The sequence below is a fragment of the Pectobacterium peruviense genome (genome assembly GCF_002847345.1).
Classification (GTDB): Bacteria; Pseudomonadota; Gammaproteobacteria; order Enterobacterales; family Enterobacteriaceae; genus Pectobacterium; species Pectobacterium peruviense.
This window is the reverse complement of the sequence record NZ_LXFV01000006.1, coordinates 63,981-82,119: the sequence shown is the minus strand read 5'-3', so window position 1 is coordinate 82,119 and position 18,139 is coordinate 63,981. Positions and strand designations below refer to the sequence as shown.

The 18,139-nt window shown below is 54.8% G+C and carries 14 protein-coding genes; 9 read left to right on the top strand and 5 right to left on the bottom strand.

All coding sequences use genetic code 11. The features are described 5' to 3' along the window. Positions 1–44: 44 nt before the first annotated feature. Positions 45–1,196: a lactaldehyde reductase gene (gene fucO / locus A0G03_RS05970; RefSeq protein ID WP_048258745.1), complete on the bottom strand. Its 1,152-nt coding sequence runs from the start codon at positions 1,194–1,196 to the stop codon at positions 45–47. Positions 1,197–1,759: 563 nt separating this feature from the next. Between fucO and gcvT the strand changes: the two genes are divergently transcribed. The 3 genes from gcvT (at position 1,760) to gcvP (ending at position 6,429) form a co-directional block, all read left to right on the top strand. Beyond that, positions 1,760–2,875: a glycine cleavage system aminomethyltransferase GcvT gene (gene gcvT / locus A0G03_RS05965; RefSeq protein ID WP_048258746.1), complete on the top strand. Its 1,116-nt coding sequence runs from the start codon at positions 1,760–1,762 to the stop codon at positions 2,873–2,875. Between the two features lie 184 nt (positions 2,876–3,059). Next, positions 3,060–3,452, top strand: a complete 393-nt coding sequence (gene gcvH / locus A0G03_RS05960; RefSeq protein ID WP_048258747.1) for a glycine cleavage system protein GcvH — start codon at positions 3,060–3,062, stop codon at positions 3,450–3,452. Positions 3,453–3,555: 103 nt separating this feature from the next. Continuing rightward, entirely contained in the window at positions 3,556–6,429 is a 2,874-nt protein-coding gene (gcvP, locus tag A0G03_RS05955) for an aminomethyl-transferring glycine dehydrogenase (RefSeq protein WP_048258809.1), read from the top strand. A 150-nt stretch (positions 6,430–6,579) separates the two neighbouring features. Here gcvP and A0G03_RS05950 read toward each other — a convergent pair whose 3' ends face one another. Next, positions 6,580–6,945 (bottom strand): winged helix-turn-helix transcriptional regulator, encoded by a 366-nt coding sequence (locus A0G03_RS05950; protein ID WP_048258748.1) that lies wholly within the window; start codon positions 6,943–6,945, stop codon positions 6,580–6,582. Positions 6,946–7,049: 104 nt separating this feature from the next. Here A0G03_RS05950 and A0G03_RS05945 point away from each other — a divergent pair, with 104 nt between their 5' ends. The 6 genes from A0G03_RS05945 (at position 7,050) to A0G03_RS05920 (ending at position 13,074) form a co-directional block, all read left to right on the top strand. Further along, the gene (locus tag A0G03_RS05945) at positions 7,050–7,799 is read left to right on the top strand and encodes an SDR family oxidoreductase (RefSeq protein ID WP_048258810.1); all 750 of its coding nucleotides are present in this window, start codon (positions 7,050–7,052) and stop codon (positions 7,797–7,799) included. Between the two features lie 135 nt (positions 7,800–7,934). Continuing rightward, the gene (locus tag A0G03_RS05940) at positions 7,935–8,807 is read left to right on the top strand and encodes a carbohydrate ABC transporter permease (RefSeq protein ID WP_048258749.1); all 873 of its coding nucleotides are present in this window, start codon (positions 7,935–7,937) and stop codon (positions 8,805–8,807) included. After that, on the top strand, positions 8,797–9,696 hold the full coding sequence (locus A0G03_RS05935; protein WP_048258750.1) for a carbohydrate ABC transporter permease: 900 nt from the start codon (positions 8,797–8,799) through the stop codon (positions 9,694–9,696). Before A0G03_RS05940 ends, A0G03_RS05935 begins: the two co-directional genes overlap by 11 nt. Positions 9,697–9,861: 165 nt before the next feature. Next, positions 9,862–10,686, top strand: a complete 825-nt coding sequence (locus A0G03_RS05930; RefSeq protein WP_048258751.1) for a phosphodiesterase — start codon at positions 9,862–9,864, stop codon at positions 10,684–10,686. Then, the gene (locus A0G03_RS05925; protein ID WP_048258752.1) at positions 10,686–11,774 is read left to right on the top strand and encodes an ABC transporter ATP-binding protein; all 1,089 of its coding nucleotides are present in this window, start codon (positions 10,686–10,688) and stop codon (positions 11,772–11,774) included. The genes A0G03_RS05930 and A0G03_RS05925 overlap by 1 nt, the downstream gene beginning before the upstream one ends. Beyond that, positions 11,767–13,074: an ABC transporter substrate-binding protein gene (locus tag A0G03_RS05920; RefSeq protein WP_039290013.1), complete on the top strand. Its 1,308-nt coding sequence runs from the start codon at positions 11,767–11,769 to the stop codon at positions 13,072–13,074. The genes A0G03_RS05925 and A0G03_RS05920 overlap by 8 nt, the downstream gene beginning before the upstream one ends. A gap of 135 nt (positions 13,075–13,209) precedes the next feature. On the opposite strand, the gene A0G03_RS05915 is transcribed toward A0G03_RS05920, so the two are convergent. From A0G03_RS05915 to A0G03_RS05905, 3 genes are all read right to left on the bottom strand, one after another. Beyond that, positions 13,210–14,472 carry an MFS transporter gene (locus tag A0G03_RS05915; RefSeq protein WP_048258753.1) on the bottom strand — a complete coding sequence of 421 codons (1,263 nt, stop codon included), beginning with the start codon at positions 14,470–14,472 and terminating at the stop codon, positions 13,210–13,212. A 269-nt stretch (positions 14,473–14,741) separates the two neighbouring features. Continuing rightward, positions 14,742–16,886 (bottom strand): alpha-galactosidase, encoded by a 2,145-nt coding sequence (locus tag A0G03_RS05910; protein ID WP_048258754.1) that lies wholly within the window; start codon positions 16,884–16,886, stop codon positions 14,742–14,744. 215 nt (positions 16,887–17,101) lie between these two features. Continuing rightward, a complete protein-coding gene (locus A0G03_RS05905; RefSeq protein ID WP_048258755.1) occupies positions 17,102–18,106 on the bottom strand; it encodes a LacI family DNA-binding transcriptional regulator in 1,005 nt (334 codons plus the stop codon). Between the last annotated feature and the right edge of the window lie 33 nt (positions 18,107–18,139).

Genomic DNA, 18,139 nt, shown 5'->3' with positions numbered 1-18,139 from the left:
AAACAAAGCCTTGTTGTCATGCGCTAATAAATGGTTATAAAACCTCAATAAATAGACTGATACAGCGCTTTTATGTCGTCGATGTTGGTATCGCGCGGGTTACCGCCGGTGCAGACATCGTCAAAGGCGGCCTGCGCCAGCGCGGGAATGTCCTCTTCTTTCACGCCGACATCGCGCAGTCTCGGCGGGATATCCACATCGTGAGAAAGCTGCCGCACGGCGTTAATCGCCGCTTCTCGCGCCTGAGTGATTGGCATCTCTACCGCGCCTTTTACCCCCATAGCAACGGCGATATCCCGGAATTTTTCACCGGTGTAATCGGCGTTGTAGGCCATGATGTGCGGCAGTAGGATCGCATTAGCGACGCCGTGCGGGGTGTTGTAGAACGCGCCGAGTGGGTGCGCCATGCCGTGTACCAGTCCAAGCCCAACGTTCGAGAACCCCATACCGGCGATATATTGCCCCAGCGCCATCTCTTCCACGCCTTTCGGTTTCCCGGCAACGGAATCGCGCAGTGAACGGTTGATAATTTCAATGGCCTTCAGGTGCAGCGTATCCGTCAGTTCCCAAGCGGCTTTGGTGGTGAAGCCTTCAATCGCGTGCGTCAGGGCATCAATCCCCGTTGCAGCTTTAAGCGAGGCCGGCATGCTCGTCATCATGTCGGGATCGACAATGGCGACAATCGGGATGTCATGTGGATCGACGCATACGAATTTGCGGCGTTTTTCTTCATCGGTGATCACGTAATTGATCGTAACCTCGGCGGCCGTGCCGGAGGTGGTCGGGATAGCGATAATCGGGACGGCAGGGCGTCGGGTGGCGGCAACACCTTCGAGGCTGCGAACATCGGCGAATTCAGGATTATTGATAATAATCCCGATAGCTTTACAGGTATCCTGCGGTGAGCCGCCGCCAATCGCGATCAGGTAATCGGCCTGCGATGCCTTGAAGCGCTCAATGCCCCTTTCCACCACGCTAATAGTGGGGTTTGGAATCACCTCATCGTAGATATCGTAGGGCAACCCAGCTGCGTCCAGCTTCGCTGTAACCTTGGCAGCGACACCGAATTTAACCAAATCCTTGTCTGTCACCAACAGCGCTTTCTTGAATCCGCGCCGCTTCACCTCATCGACTATCTGAGCGATAGCACCGGCACCAAAATAGGATGTTTCGTTAAGGATCATTCTGTTAGCCATCATCTCTCTCCTAATAGCGTTTGATTTTGATAAATCGAAAAATACATGCTGCGCAATTCCTTGCTATTAGTATGGGAAATGTTGGCTATGAATGCCTTCCACCTGCTGCCATGTACAGCTTGTACGCTGGCACTGAGGTAAAGACGCTTGAGAAGTGGCTCACAGAATCGTGATGGTGGTTGTGTAAGGGGGGAAGTAAGGCTGAGATTCGCTGTTAGATTTTGATTGAAAAAATCTAATTTAGGTCTGTTTTTATCATTATTTTATCTAATCCGAATGGGTTTTTTATTCAGTTGGCATTGCCTGAGTTATCCAGTTTTAATGTCATAAATCTGTGTTATCTACTCGTTTAAATAATTTATGTGCTTAGTTTTGCCTATTGGTAAGCATATTACGCTGCTTTGTTTTTTGTGAGTGACTCGATTTTCTTCTCTTTCTATATAATTTATCTTATGACTAAGAGTGTGGTTTAACCTGCGCTTCGGTGGTAAGTTCAGTCAGAAGATATCGTTTGCGCAGTGTGTTTTATCGCCTGAACGCCGTGCGCTGAAGAGGGATGAGGAATGGCAAAGCAGACTCCGTTGTACCAACAGCATCTGGCCGATGGCGCCAAAATGGTGGATTTTCATGGTTGGATGATGCCACTGCATTACGGCTCCCAACTGGATGAGCACCACATTGTGCGTCAGGACGCTGGCATTTTTGATGTCTCCCACATGACTATCGTTGATTTGCATGGTGTGAGAACCCGTGAGTTTCTGCGTTATCTGCTGGCGAATGATGTCGCCAAACTCACACAGCCAGGTAAAGCGCTTTATACCGGCATGCTGAATGCCTCCGGCGGCGTGATCGACGATCTGATCGTTTATTTTCTGACGGAAGACTATTTCCGTCTGGTGGTGAACTCCGCGACGCGTGAAAAAGATCTCGCCTGGATCGAGCAGCATGCTGCCGCGTTCGGTGTCGAAATCCGTGAGCGCGACGAGTTGGCGCTCGTCGCGGTACAAGGTCCGCAGGCGCAAGAAAAAGTTCAAGGCCTCCTGAAGGCACAAGGCCTGAGTGATGAAGACGTGGCTGCGGTTGCTAGCATGAAGCCGTTTTTTGGCAAGCAGGCAGGGGACTTCTTCGTCGCCACGACGGGATATACGGGTGAAGCGGGTTATGAAATCGCGCTGCCAAATGAGCAGGTGGTCGATTTCTGGCAGCAACTGCTGGCGGTTGGCGTGAAGCCTTGTGGACTGGGCGCACGCGATACGCTGCGGCTGGAAGCTGGGATGAATCTGTACGGTCAGGATATGGATGAGGGAATTTCGCCGCTGGCGGCCAATATGGGCTGGACAATCGCCTGGCAGCCGGAAGATCGCCAGTTTATCGGGCGTGAGGCATTAACGCATCAGCGTGAAAAAGGCACCGAGCAACTGGTTGGTTTGGTACTGACGGAAAAAGGCGTATTGCGCAATGATTTACCTGTGCGCTTTACTGATAGTGATGGCGTAATGTGCGAAGGGGTGATCACCAGCGGATCGTTCTCGCCGACGCTTGGCGTCAGTATTGCGCTGGCGCGTGTTCCGGCGGGAATTGGTGAGCAGGCTATCGTGCAGATTCGTAATCGCGAACTGCCCGTGCGCGTGACCAAACCCGGCTTTGTTCGTGCCGGAAAAGCCATCGTTCAGTATTAATAGCAAACTGCTTATCAAAATAAGCCCATACCCTAAATAATTCGAGTTGCGTGAAGGCAGCAACCGAGTGAATCCTCAGGAGCTTACACAAGTAAGTGACTGGGGTGAATGAGGGCAGCTAACGCACAAGCAGCTTGAAGTATGACGGGTATACAGGATTAACGACTTTAGGAAAGGGGATGCAATGAGCAATGTACCAACAGAATTAAAATACGCTACGTCACACGAATGGGTACTGCATGAAGGCGGCGGTATCTACAGCGTGGGTATTACCGAACACGCGCAGGAACTTCTGGGTGACATGGTGTTTATCGATTTACCGGAAGTAGGCACGGTAGTCGCGGCAGGCGAGGACTGCGCGGTGGCGGAGTCGGTAAAAGCGGCCTCGGATATTTATGCGCCTATCAGCGGTGAGATCGTGGAAGTTAACGACGATCTGGAAAACTCCCCTGAGCTGGTCAACAGCGCGCCTTATACCGACGGTTGGCTGTTCCGTATCAAAATTTCTGATGAGTCTGATTTGGATGAACTGCTTGATGCCGAAGGCTATCAGGCGTCGTTAGAAGAAGACGAGTAGTGAACGCGCCCCGGCCTTTGTGCTGGGGCGTTTGATTTTATTCGTCCGCGCCGTATTTCAGCGCGGCAACGATCTATCACGATTGATGCAGGAAATTGTTGTAATGACCCAGACACTCAGTCAACTCGAACATGACGGCGCGTTTATCGAGCGCCATATCGGTCCTTCCGTCAGCCAGCAGCAGCACATGCTGTCAGTGGTGGGGGCGACGTCGCTGGATGCGCTGATTCGCCAGATTGTCCCTGCGGACATTCAACTGCCTAGCCCGCCAGCGGTGGGGGAAGCCGTGACGGAACATGAGGCGTTAGCTGAGCTGAAGGCCATTGCAGGACGCAATCAACGTTATAAAAGCTATATCGGCATGGGCTACAGCACCGTGCTGATGCCGCCAGTGATTTTACGCAACGTGCTGGAAAACCCAGGCTGGTACACCGCCTATACGCCGTACCAGCCGGAAGTCTCTCAGGGGCGTCTTGAAGCGCTGCTGAATTTCCAGCAGGTTACACAGGATTTAACTGGGTTGGATCTGGCCTCCGCTTCGCTGCTGGATGAAGCCACTGCCGCTGCGGAAGCGATGGCGATGGCAAAACGCATCAGTAAACTCAAACAGGCCGAGCGTTTCTTCGTTGCCGATGATGTACACCCGCAAACGCTAGACGTGGTGCGTACCCGTGCGGAAACGTTCGGTTTTGAAATTGTGGTCGGCAAAGCTGGAGAGGCGCTGAAAGACGATGCGGTGTTCGGCGTCCTGCTGCAACAGGCAGGAACCACGGGCGAACTGCACGATTACAGCGACCTGATGGCCGCACTGAAAGCGCGTAAGGTCGTCAGCTGCGTGGCGTCAGATATTATGGCATTGGTTGTGCTGACCGCGCCGGGCAAGCAAGGCGCTGATATCGTCTTCGGTTCCGCACAGCGTTTCGGCGTGCCGATGGGCTACGGCGGCCCACATGCGGCGTTCTTCGCCTGTCGTGATGAACATAAACGTGCCATGCCGGGCCGTATTATCGGCGTGTCGCGCGATGCGGCGGGCAATACCGCGCTGCGCATGGCGATGCAGACGCGTGAACAGCATATTCGCCGCGAGAAGGCGAATTCCAATATTTGTACTTCGCAGGTGTTGCTGGCCAACATTGCGGGGATGTATGCGGTATTCCACGGGCCGGAAGGGCTTAAACGTATTGCGGGACGTATCCATCGTCTGACTGACATTCTGGCGGCAGGGTTAACGCAGGGCGGACGACTGCTGCGCCACCGCAGCTGGTTCGACACGCTAACCATTGAGGTTGCGGACAAGGACGCGGTACTGAGCCGGGCATTAAGTTTTGGCATCAATCTGCGCAGCGATTTGGCGAGTGCCGTGGGTATCACGCTGGATGAAGCGACCACGCGTGAAGACGTGCTGGCGCTGTTCGCCGTGCTGCTAGGTGACGATCACGGGCTGGATATTGACGCGCTCGACTCGGCTATCGGTCAGCAGGCTGCAACGATCCCGGCTGGTTTGCTGCGTCATGATGCGATCCTGTCGCATCCGGTTTTCAACCGCTATCACAGCGAAACCGAGATGATGCGCTATCTGCACCGTCTGGCGCGTAAGGATCTGGCGCTGAATCAGGCGATGATCCCGCTCGGCTCTTGCACCATGAAGCTTAACGCGGCGGCGGAAATGCTGCCGATTACCTGGCCTGAATTTGCCGAACTGCACCCGTTCTGCCCGCCGGAACAGGCGCTGGGCTATCGTCAGATGATCGAGCAGCTATCGGGCTGGCTGGTGCAGTTGACGGGTTATGATGCCGTTTGCATGCAGCCTAATTCGGGCGCACAGGGTGAATATGCGGGACTGTTGGCGATCCGTCGCTATCATGAGAGCCGCAATGAAGCGGGGCGTCATCTCTGCCTGATCCCTAGCTCCGCGCACGGGACTAACCCTGCATCGGCGCAGATGGCGGGGATGGAAGTGGTGGTCGTTGCCTGTGACAAACAGGGCAACATCGACCTGCACGATCTGCGTGAGAAGGCACAGGCAGCGGGTGAACAGCTTTCCTGCATCATGGTGACCTATCCGTCTACCCACGGCGTCTATGAAGAGACGATTCGTGAAGTGTGCCAGATCGTGCATCAATACGGTGGTCAGGTGTATCTGGATGGCGCCAATATGAACGCCCAGGTTGGCATTACGACGCCGGGCTACATTGGCGCGGACGTATCGCATCTGAACCTGCACAAAACTTTCTGTATTCCGCACGGTGGTGGCGGGCCGGGCATGGGGCCGATTGGCGTGAAAGCGCATCTGGCGCCGTTTGTGCCGGGTCATCAGGTAGTCAAAATTGATGGTGTGCTGACGGAGCAAGGGGCTGTCTCTGCGGCACCGTTCGGTAGCGCCTCTATCCTGCCGATTAGCTGGATGTATATCCGCATGATGGGCGCGGAAGGGCTGAAACAAGCCAGCCAGATGGCGATCCTGAACGCTAACTATATCGCAACGCGCTTGCAGCAGGCGTATCCGGTGCTTTATACCGGCCGTGACGGTCGTGTTGCGCACGAGTGCATTCTGGATATTCGGCCACTCAAGGAAAGCACTGGCATCAGCGAAATGGATATTGCCAAGCGTTTGATTGACTACGGTTTCCATGCGCCGACCATGTCGTTCCCGGTAGCAGGCACGTTGATGGTGGAACCGACGGAATCAGAAAGTCAGGTGGAGATAGACCGCTTTATCGATGCGATGCTGGCGATCCGTGCCGAAATCAACCGCGTCGCGCAGGGTGAATGGCCGCTGGACGACAACCCGCTGGTCAACGCGCCGCACACGCAGGCGGAGCTGGTGGCCGACTGGGCGCATCCATACAGCCGTGAGCTGGCGGTATTCCCAGCAGGCAGTGAACACAAATACTGGCCGAGCGTGAAGCGTCTGGACGATGTTTACGGCGACCGTAACCTGTTCTGCTCGTGTGTGCCGATGAGCGACTATGCGTAATTAACCGAACTGGCAGTTATTACAACGTCAGTCGCGTTGTTGCTCATGGTTCCTAAAGCCTCCTCTCTACAGAGGAGGCTTTAATTTATTGATTTTGTTATTTTTATCTATTCCCCTATGGCAGCGCGATGCCGAATCGGCATCGTGTGCTTAGCCATCATCAGCCAATGTTTTGCTATGTGTCCTCATCCAGTCTGCCAGTGAATCCAGCGTTGGCTGGAGCGATTTACCCAGTGGCGTGATCTGATATTCCACTCGCGGTGGCACTTCGGCATACACCTTACGTTGTACCAGTTTGCGCTGTTCAAACAGGCGCAACTGTCGTGTCAGTTCCTTCTGAGTGATAGGGGCGATAGCGCGTTGTAATGCACTGAAGCGCACGGGTTCGCCGATCACGATCAGGCGGTACAGTATGGGTATTGCCCATTTCCCCGCGATGAGATTGACGAAATTTACCATTGGGCACGGTTCTGCCCTGTCAGATGACGTATTTGCTGATGGGCCGTGAACAGACATAGGGTTCCACTATCCTCTTTAGTATCCAATTGGTGCCTACTTACAAAAGGATACTATTGATGAAATACTGCCGTTTTTCAAGCAATGAGACAGGACACATCATGATGAAACGGCTGCAAGATAAGTTTGCTTTGATCACTGGAGGCACAAGCGGCATTGGGATAGAAACGGCACGTCAGTTTCTGGCCGAAGGGGCGACGGTCGCGATTACTGGACGCGATGAGAACGCGCTGGCGCGTGCGCAGGCTGAGTTAGGCCATTCTACGCTGGCGATCCGTTGCGATGCCGGAGACATCCGCGCCCAGCATGATTTGGCGCAGACGCTGGCACAGCAATGGCCGCGTCTGGACGTGTTGTATGCTAATGCAGGCGATGTCACCCATCGTTCCCTGGAGGACTGGGATGAAGCGGCTTGGGATCGACTCATGGCAACCAATCTCAAAGGGCCGTTCTTTCTGGTTCAGGCACTACTGCCGCTGCTGAACAACCCGGCCTCGGTGATCCTATGTGGATCAACCAGTGCCCATATTGGTCTACCGCAGAGCAGCGCCTACGCTGCGAGCAAAGCGGGATTACTCTCACTGGCGCGCACGCTGTCGGCTGAACTGGTGACGCGCGGCATTCGGGTTAACGGCTTGAGTCCGGGCCCCACTGAAACGCCCGCACTTGATAAACTGGGTCTGTCCCCCGAGCAGCAACGTGCCATGCAGGAGCAAATTCGACAGTTGGTGCCGATTGGTCGAATGGGAACGCCCTGGGAGCTGGCGAAGGCTGCTGTTTTCCTTGCCTCTGATGAATCCCGCTTTGTTGTCGGAACGGAACTGCTGGTCGATGGTGGCGTTGCTAATTTGTAGAAGATGGGCCTGCGAAATCATTCGCAGGCATATTTTCCCAATCGGAAAGCAAACTGTCATTAAACTGACGCCCCTTTGACACGCTGGCGTTCTAGGGTAAGGCCTCTGTGTTTCACACTGAGCGACCCTAGAGTTATGCGTGCAAAATGCTTTCCCTACCTTGTGCTGTTGCCGACGCTGGTTTTTTTGCTTGCCTTCACCTATTTCCCCCTGCTGCGTTCAGTCATCGACAGCCTGTATGACACTCGTTTGAATGCCGATACGCCGCTGTTTGTCGGGTTGGATAATTTTGCGCGTCTGGTGCAGGACGCGGTGTTCTGGCAGGCGTTGCTGAACAACGTGCTGTATATCCTGATGATGGTCGTGCCCGGCGTGCTGTTGGCGCTGTTGCTGGCGGTGCTGCTGTGGGAAAACACGCGCGTGAATCGCTGGCTGCGTACCGCCTTTTTCTTTCCGATGATTATTCCGCTGGTGAGTGCCGCGACGCTGTGGCTGTTCATCTTTATGCCGGGGCTGGGGCTGCTGGATTACTATCTGGCGAAAGTATTCGGCCCGATGAATAACAACTATCTCGGTATGAGTGACAGCGCGCTGGTGGCAGTGAGCGTCATTGGTATCTGGAAATTTGCGGGTTACTACATGCTGTTTTTTCTCGCCGGTCTGCAAGCCATTTCTGCCTCTGCACGCGAGGCGGCGCTGATGGAGGGAGCCTCGCGGCGTCAGGTGTTTTTCTACGTCACGCTGCCGCTGCTGCGGCCAACCATCGCCTTCGTGGTCACCATCGCTTTTATCTACGCCATTACTCAGATTGATCACGTCGCCGTGATGACGCGCGGTGGGCCGAATAACGCCACGACCGTGCTGCTTTATTACATTCAGGATCTGGCGAATGACACCCACGATCTGGGCAAAGCCTCTGCGGCTACCTTCCTGACACTGGTGTTGTTGTTCGCCTTTTCCATTATGAATCTGAAGGTGCTGGAGAAGGGGGCACATTATGAGCGCTGAAAATCAGATCGTTGACGTTCGGAGCGTGAAAAGCCAGCGCGCTGAAAGCCGAAGCGCGACCAACCCTCTACGTATCACGACGCGGTTCACGCTGCCGCTGCTGCTGATTTGCGCCGCGTTGCTGTGGGTCAGTCCATTTATCTGGATGCTGTCTTCTTCCGTCAGTGCCAGCAGTTTTGGCGTGGATATGGCCTCGCTGCTGCCGCGTCTTCCGCTGACGTTCGATAACTTCCGCGATGCGTGGGACAGCGCTGACTGGTTACGGCTCTACACCAATACGCTGATCTTTGCGGTCGGCACGTTTCTGGTACAGCTGGTCACGATCACCACGGCGGGCTACATCTTCGCCTACCACGAATTCCGTGGCAAAACGCTGCTGTTCTACCTGCTGCTGATTCAAATGATGATCATGCCTGTCGTCATGATGGTGCCAAACATGATGACGCTAAAACAGCTTGGCCTGCTCAATACCCTGACTGGCGTGATGATGCCGTATTTCGCCTCAGCATTTGGTGTGTTTCTGATGCGTCAGGCATTTCTCAATATCGCTAAAGAGATCGAAGAAGCCGCGTTGATGGAAGGTTGCCGCTGGTGGCAGGTGGTGTTTCATGTCCTGATTCCCATGACCTGGCCGTCGATTCTGGCCTTCGCCACGGTCAGCATTACCTACCACTGGAACGAATATCTCTGGCCGCTGATGGTACTCAACGACCCGGACAAACAGGTGCTGACCATCGGGCTGGTGTCGTTCGCGATGGGCGCAGAGTCCGGCGGACAGTGGGGATTGATCTGCGCGGGTACGTTGCTGGTGTGCCTGCCGCTGATGGTGGCCTTTGTGGTGTTCCAGAAGCAGTTCCTGAGCAGCTTCGGCTTCTCAGGCATTAAGTAAATAAATCGCCAACGGGAAGATGCGGGTTACTTACTTTTATTGATTAGGAGAAACACAGGGGGAGGTTCCCGCAGGGACGCCTCACCCCTGTGGTCGCTCCGTGTATCTCGATCCTTAAGCGATCGGTGTTCGCCAACGGGCGAAATAATGATAGAGGTGGTTGTTATGTTGCTGGCTCAGATTTCCGATCTGCATTTTCGCAGTGAAGGGCGCAAGCTCTATGAGTTTATTGATATTAACGGGGAAAATGCCAAAGTCATCAATCAGCTAAATGCGCTGAGCGAGCGGCCGGACGCGGTGGTCATTAGCGGCGACATCGTCAACTGCGGGCGTCCGCAGGAGTATCAGGTTGCCCAGCGCGTGTTGCAGATGGTGGATTATCCGCTGTACGTGATTCCGGGCAATCATGATGACAAACAGCATTTTCTCAATGCGATGCGTCCACTTTGCCCGCAATTGGGCGATGATCCAGAAAATATCCGCTATGCGGTGGATGATTTCCCGATGCGCCTGCTGTTCATCGACACCAGTTTGACTGGGCAGGCGAAAGGCTGGCTGACGCCGTCCACGCTAGGTTGGCTGGAGCAGCAATTGCAGGATCACTCAACGCGTGAAACGGCGATCTTCATGCACCACCCGCCGCTGCCGTTGGGATCGGCGCATATGGATCGTATCGCCTGCGAAAATGGGCACGAGTTGCTGACGCTGATCGAACGCTTCCCGCAGCTTACGCGGATCTTCTGCGGGCATACGCATCGCCTGATTATGACGCAGCATCGGCAGGCGATTATTGCTACGGTGCCGGGCACCGTCCATCAGGTACCGTATTTCTACTATGACGATACGTCGTACTACAACCTGGAACCCGCTAGCGTCGTCATGCACCGCTATGTGCCGGTAACCGGGCTGGTGAGCTACAGCCAGTCGATCGCGTCGAACACCGGGCCTTACCTCTACGATCCACGAATCAGCTGTCCGGTGGATGCGTAATGGCCGTGATTCAGTTACGCAATATCAGTAAACGCTTCGAACACATGCAGGCGCTGGCATCGCTGTCGTTAGATATCGCCGACGGTGAGTTTCTGGTGCTGGTCGGGCCGTCCGGCTGTGGCAAAAGTACGCTGCTGCGTATGTTGGCTGGTCTGGAAGACGTGAGCGATGGGCAAATCCTGCTGGGCGACGACGACATCACGACGTGGAGCCCGAAGCAGCGCAATTTCTCGATGATCTTCCAGAACTACGCGTTGTTTCCGCATTTGACCGTTGAGCAGAACATCACTTTTGGCATGCGGATGCGCGGTGAGCCGAAAGCCGAGTATCCACAACGGGTACAGCGCGTTGCCAGCCTGCTTCAGCTTGAGCCGTTGCTTAAACGCAAACCGGGAAAACTGTCTGGCGGCCAGCGTCAGCGCGTGGCGATGGCACGGGCGATCGTGCGCGATCCACGCTTGTTTCTGATGGATGAACCGCTGTCGAATCTGGATGCTCGGCTGCGCAGTGATGTGCGGGACGGCATTATGGATCTGCATCGGCAGTTGAAAACCACCACCGTCTACGTTACGCACGATCAGATCGAGGCAATGACGATGGCGGACAGGATCGCCGTGCTGGATCGCGGCGTGTTGCAGCAGGTCGGTACGCCGGAACAGCTGTATTCTCACCCGGCTAACGTCTTTGTTGCCGGATTTATCGGCACGCCCGCAATGAACATGGTGACGCTGGCATGTTCCGATGGTCACGCGTTTTTACAAGCACTGCCTGTGGCGCTGCCCGCGAGTGAAGAAACACGTTCATTAACCAGTGTGCTGCTAGGGGTTCGACCTGAGCATCTTACCGAACACGCCGCGTCAGACGGCGATTTGTCATTGTCGGGAACGGTGAAGCAACGGGAGCTATTTGGCGCGGAGTATCTGATGCATGTGGATACGCCGTTGGGCAATATTCGCTACCGTCGTCCAAATCGCGATGGCGTGCCGAACATCGGCGCGTCCGTTGTACTTCATTTTTCACCGCAGGATTGTCATTGGTTTTCTGGGCAAACCGCCCGTAATTTATCCCAGGAGAAAAGAAATGCGTAAGCCTCGTATGATGGCGCTGGCGATAGCCTTGCTGATGTCTGGCCCTGCTCTGGCAAAAGAGAATATCGATTTTATGTTCCCCGCGCCGGTTGATGGCAAGCTGACGATGGAAATGACGCGCATCATCAAAGAGTACAACCAATCGCAAGATCAGGTTGAAGTGCGTGGGATCTTCACCGGCAGTTACGACACGACGAAAGTGAAAGCGGAAGCTGCTGCCAAAGCGGGCGATCCGCCAGCGCTGGTGATTATGTCTGCAAACTTCACTGCCGATCTGGTCATCAAAGATGAAATCCTGCCGATGGATGAGCTGTTCAAATACGGCAACGAAAAAGCCACGCCTTTTCTGACCAAAAACTTCTGGCCTGCGCTGCACCAGAATGCGCAGGTGATGGGCGTAACTTACGCGATCCCGTTCCATAACTCGACGCCGATCCTCTATTACAACGAAGATATGCTGAAGAAGGCCGGTTTTAACGAACCGCCAAAAAACTGGGATGAAGTGGCTGCGGTCGCCAAGAAACTGACCGATCCGGCGAAAGGGCAGTGGGGCATCATGATCCCGTCCACGAACGATGACTACGGCGGCTGGATGTTGTCTGCATTGACGCGCGCCAACGGCGGGGCGTATTACAATGCCGACTATCCGGGAGAAGTGTATTACAACACCGCATCGACCAAAGGCGCGCTCCAGTTCTGGCGTGACTTGGTGTATCGCGACAAAGCAATGCCTGCGGGTGTGCTGAATTCCAAGCAAATCAGCGCCGCATTTTTCTCCGGAAAATTGGGCATGGCGATGCTGAGCACCGGTGCGCTGGGCTTTATGCGTGAAAACACCAAAGATTTCTCGCTCGGTGTGGCGATGATGCCGGAAAAAGAGCGTCGTGGTGTGACCATCGGCGGGGCGAGTTTGGTGAGCTTCAAAGGGATTTCCGAGGAGAAGAAGAAAGCGGCCTGGCAGTTTATGAACTATCTGGTCAGTCCGGAAGTTAGCGGAAGCTGGAGCCGTTTTACCGGCTATTTCGCACCGCGTATGGCGGCCTACGATCTGCCAGAAATGAAAGACTATCTGGCGAAAGATCCGCGTGCAGCCATTGCGTTGTCACAGCTGCAATATGCCCATCCGTGGTACGCAACCTATGAAACGGTCGCGGTACGCAAAGCGATGGAAAATCAGCTGGCGGCGCTGCTAAACGATCCGGCGAAAAAGGTCGATGACGCTGCTGCCGCTGCACAGAAAGAGGCCGATGGCATCATGAAGCCTTACGTGGATAAAACCGCGCTGCGAGACGTGAAATAAGGACATCCCGCCCCGTTGATGTTGATTCAACGGGGCGGGATGAGCGTTGAAAAACGATTCTGAGCGATTTAGATCGTTAACACACCTACTCGCAGCGTCTTTACGATCTACCCATTATCACCGCTCGACTCACCTTTAATGCGCGGTCTGAGAACGCATACTCGCTGTACTACGTGAAGATGACAGCGTAAAGGCTGAGATTGCCGTAAAGGTGAGCGCGATACCACCAAGAAGCAGGTAAGTCTGGTTGAAGCCGATACGATCGTACAGATTGCCCGCGGCAGAGGAGAGAAATATTGCCATGAACTGTTTAGCGAACTGGAAGCCCACCAGATAAATCGTGGCCGACAAGCGCGAATCAAACGTATTGGCGATGTATTTAAAGACCCCGATGAGCAGTAACGGCACTTCGAAGGCGTGCAGCATCTTCAGGATGATGACTTCTGTGATAGACGTAGCGCAGGCTGAACCCAAAATCCTGATCGACATAATGGTTCCTGCCACCAGCAGCGCATTTTTGGCACCGATCCGACCGATCAGCCACGGTGTGCAGAACATCACCAGCGCATTTGCCGCTTCCCCAGCCGTGGTAACAAAACCAAAGATCTGATTACCCTGTTCCTGTGAACTAAAGAACGATTTAAAGAAATTAGCGAATTGCTGATCGTAGACATCATAAATACAGGCGACGCCGACCACGTACAGCACCAGCAACCAGAACTGACGATTGGCCAGCAGGCCTAATGCCAGCTTCACACTAAAAGGCGAGGCATTGGCACCGAGCGAGTCCATGACGGCGGCGGTCGGGTTGCTTTCCGTCTTCGCCAGACACAGCAACACGATCAAAATAATCGCCGACCCAGATCCCATCCAAAACACAATATCGGGGTTGATGTTAAACAGCATTCCCGCCGTTGAAGCACAGATTCCCCAGCCAAAGCAGCCAAACATGCGCGCCTTACCGTACTCAAAGTGGTGCTGTCGGCTGATGCGTTCGATATAGGCTTCAATGGCACCGGCGCCCGCACTGAAAGAGAACCCGATATACAGGCCGCCGACTAAGGCACCTAGTATCACGTTGATTTTTAACAGCGGGGCGAAGACATAGAGAAAGAAAGGGGCAAAAAAGAGCAATAGCACCGAGATCACCCAGAGCAGGTGCTTCTTCATACCCAGCTTGTCGGACAGGATGCCGAGGAACGGCTGAAACAGGATTGCGAACAACGACAGGAAGGAAAAGACGATACCAGTATCGGTTTTATTGAGCCCGATAACGTCCGACAGCCAAATCGGCAAAAACGGAAAGCACGTCGCCATGATGAAAAAATAAAGAAAGAAGAACGCGCCGAAAATCCAGAAGTTACGGTTATTTTTGTAGTAGCAGGAAGTAGTAGGCATCTTTATTTCCCCTGAAGGGTATCCCCGTCATACTTCAAGCTGCAGGTGTGTTGGCTGCGCTTAAATACTCGGCCCGTCGTGGGCCTCGCCCTGAAGGGCCGCTGCGAGCAGCGTTCAAATCTGCTCCCAGCAGATTTGTCACCCGAATCACTTACTTGAGTAAGCTCATCGGGATGCCTTCTCTTGCCGCCTTCCTGCAACTCGAATTATTTAGGGTATCTATGTGTGGTTGCGTATTGGTGCTACATGATTGCCGTACAACAAAAAAGCTAGCTGCTGGCGCTCTCCTGCACCGCGGAAAGCTCGACCAGAATGGCGGTTTCTGGCGTCAGGACGGGAAGGGCAATGCCGGCCTGCATCAGCCAATCGCCGGACACCACCAGCGGTTGGCGTAACCAAGGTGGAAGTTCACGCATGGTGCCGCCACCTTCGCGCACCGTTTTGATTTCCGGGCCGTCCAGCAGTTTGATTTCATAACGTGCGTCGGGCAGCAGGCCAGGGAAGCGGAGTGTGCCTGCCAGCGAATAATCTGGCATGCGCAACTGGGCTACCTGAAAAACGGCATGTTGTTGATCGCGGCTCACCACACCGGTGACCTGTACCGTATCGTCCGGCATCTCTACCCGCCAGGTTGTGCCGCTGTGCAGCAGCGGGCGCAGCGTTTTATGCAACTGGATGTAGTGGCGATAGCCTTCCAGTTCGTCATCATCGGCTTTGACAGGATCCAGCTCGATTCCCATGTGGCCGAACAGGGCTGTCAGGCCGCGAAAAGCAATGGTATGACGCCGATACGTGGCGTGGCAGCGGGCGTGCCCGATGTGTTGCCCCATCACCTCTGGTGGGAAGAAGTAGCTCATACCGCGTTGGATGGTCTGACGCTCCAGCGCGTCGTTGTTATCCGATACCCAGAAACGTTGGGTGCGCTCCAGCACGCCATAATCGATGCGGCCGCCGCCGGAGGCGCAGGATTCAAATTCGACATGGGGAAAACGCTGGCGCAGGGTATCGAGCAGGCGATAAAACTGTCGGGTTTGCGCATCGGCGGCCAGACGTCCTTCATGGCCGGGCTGCACCAGTTCGCGGTTCATATCCCATTTCACATAATCGACAGGGTGCTCGCCTAGCAGCCAGCTCAGTCGCTCCAGTAAATAAGCGAAGGCGTCGGGCTGGTTTAAATTCAACACATACTGGTAGCGGCCTGTGGGCTGCTCGTAGCCGGGCAATTGCAGCACCCAGTCGGGATGGGCGCGAAACAGATCGGAATCGGGGTTAATCATCTCTGGTTCGACCCAAATGCCGAACTCCATCCCCAGCGCTTTGACATGCTCAATGACTGGCATCAGCCCGTTAGGGTACTTTTCCTCGTCCAGATACCAGTCGCCGAGCGCGGCTCGGTCGTGATGACGTCCGCGGAACCAGCCATCGTCGATAATGAAGCGCTCTACGCCGACATCGGCGGCTTTGCTCGCCATCTGCATGATGTACTCTGGGGAGTGATCGAAATAGATCCCTTCCCACGTATTGAGGTGCACCGGGCGCGGCTTATCGCCGCAGAATTGGATCAGCGATTGGCGTAAGAAGGAGTGATAACGCTGGCTCATGCCGTTCAGGCCGGTATCGGAGAACGCCGCGTAGACCCACGGTGTTGTGAGCGATTCTGACTGCGCCAGCGTGATTTCGCCCGGCAGATAAAGGGCTTCCGCCTGTACGACGCGACGTCCGTCGGTTTTGATATCGGCACGCAGACGGTGGTTGCCGCTCCAGCCTAAATGCACGCCCCAGACGGTGCCACGTTGCTCGCTAAATGCGGATTCGCCAAGAATCAGAGCAGGAAAATATTCGTGTGAACTTCTTCCTCGACGGCTTTCCTGAATAAAACCGCCGTGCTGCAACGTGAGGCGGTGAGCCTGAAACTCACGCAGCCAGCGACCGTGAAACGCCATGACATCGCTCGCCCGTTCTGGGACGGGCAGCGTGACGGCAAGACGCTGTACTTGCCAGGCGTCAGCGCGCAGATTCTGTAACGTGTGGCGCAGTTGTAGCACATCGGTCTGCGGATCGAGTCGCAGTTCACTGGTCAGGCGAAGGCCAGCCTGTGTGTCGTCTGCCGTGATGGTGAGCGTGTTGTCTTGAACATCAACCTGCGTGGTCGTGAAGATCGGCGCGGCGTCGTAACCTGAACGGTGGCCTTCAATGCCCGGTGAACCGAACTGACCACGCCCGTATTCCATCGCCAGCGTCAGAGGAAGATCGACATCCAGACGACCATTGGCGACGGGGCGTTGCAGAGAAACGATATCTTCTGGCGAAAAGCCGCGCAGCCGTGGCCCCCAATAGAGAATTTCTGCTGCTGGAGCGCAGCGCACGATGACATCGCACCCTGCGCTGGTTAATTGAACAATATCACGCATCATAAGAAAGGCTCCAAATTACGACCAAACTGCAAGTAGTGCCTTTCAGTGAAAACTTAAACGTTTAAGTCATCAACTTAAACGTTTAAGAAATGTGATTTTGTTAAAATAATCGTCAGTAAATGGGCGCAAATTTCGATGAAGATGTGAACGGCGTCTCGCTGGCGGCTGGCGTAAAAAACCAACCGATGTCTTTATGAGAGAGGGGGCGGAATAGCTTAGGCGGGAAAACTCGTTTTACCGATGCGTAGCGTCGGCTGCCATAATACCTGCAAATTTTCTACGGCTTCGCCTGCGATGAGCGCCTGCGTCATGCTGGCAATCTGTTCGCCAACCTGTTCGCGTGTCGCCTGTTCTATTGCGGTTACGTTGAGGTCGGTCAGGCTGTCCTGTGGTAAACCGTCATACATCACTAACGCGATAGGATGTGAACCGGAAAGGCGACCAGCCTGCTGCAATGCGGCAACGGCGCCGTCGCCGTGAACGTTACCATCCATCACAATCGCGGTTGGCGGTTCAGGTAACGCCAGAAGGTCGAGCATGGCCTGGTAGCCCGCGCGACGTGTTGGATCAACACCACGCAGATAGGCATCGTGAAACGGCAAATCGTGGCGTTGCAGAGCATCGCGATAACCCTGACGGCGCTGCATGATGAACGCCTGCGGATGGTCTTCGCTTAACATGGCGATGCGGCGGTGGCCGAGCGTAATCAGGTGTTCAGTCGCCAGCGCCATGCCTGCGCGGTTGTCAAAATCGAACCAGGCGTAAGGGTGTGGTAGCTGGCTGCGTCCCAGCGCCAGAAAAGGCACCTTGTGGCGTTGTAGCAACATCAGTCGCGCATCCTGTTCGCACGTGTGTGCCACAATCAGCGCATCAATACGGTGGCTGGTGATCAACCGGACAGCGCCCTGACAGGCGTCTTGTTCGTCTGCCAGTAGGAGAAAATCTACGTCGTGCTGCGCCAGTTTGCTGCTGATCGCGCCAATCATCTCAAAAAAGATATCGTTACTCAGGGAGGAGGCGTAGGGATAGACCAGCCCAACCGCATTGCTTTTGCCCATTTTCAGGCGTCGCGCGTGCGTATTGGGGCGATAGCCGATGCGTTCCGCTTCTTCCTGAATACGCTGGCGCGTAGCTTCGGAGATATCCCGATGACCGTTCAGAGCACGGCTCACCGCAGCCACCGACAAACCCAGGTTATTCGCGATTGTTTTTAAAGACATCACCCTCTCCTGACGTGAATGCCCGGCGACGGG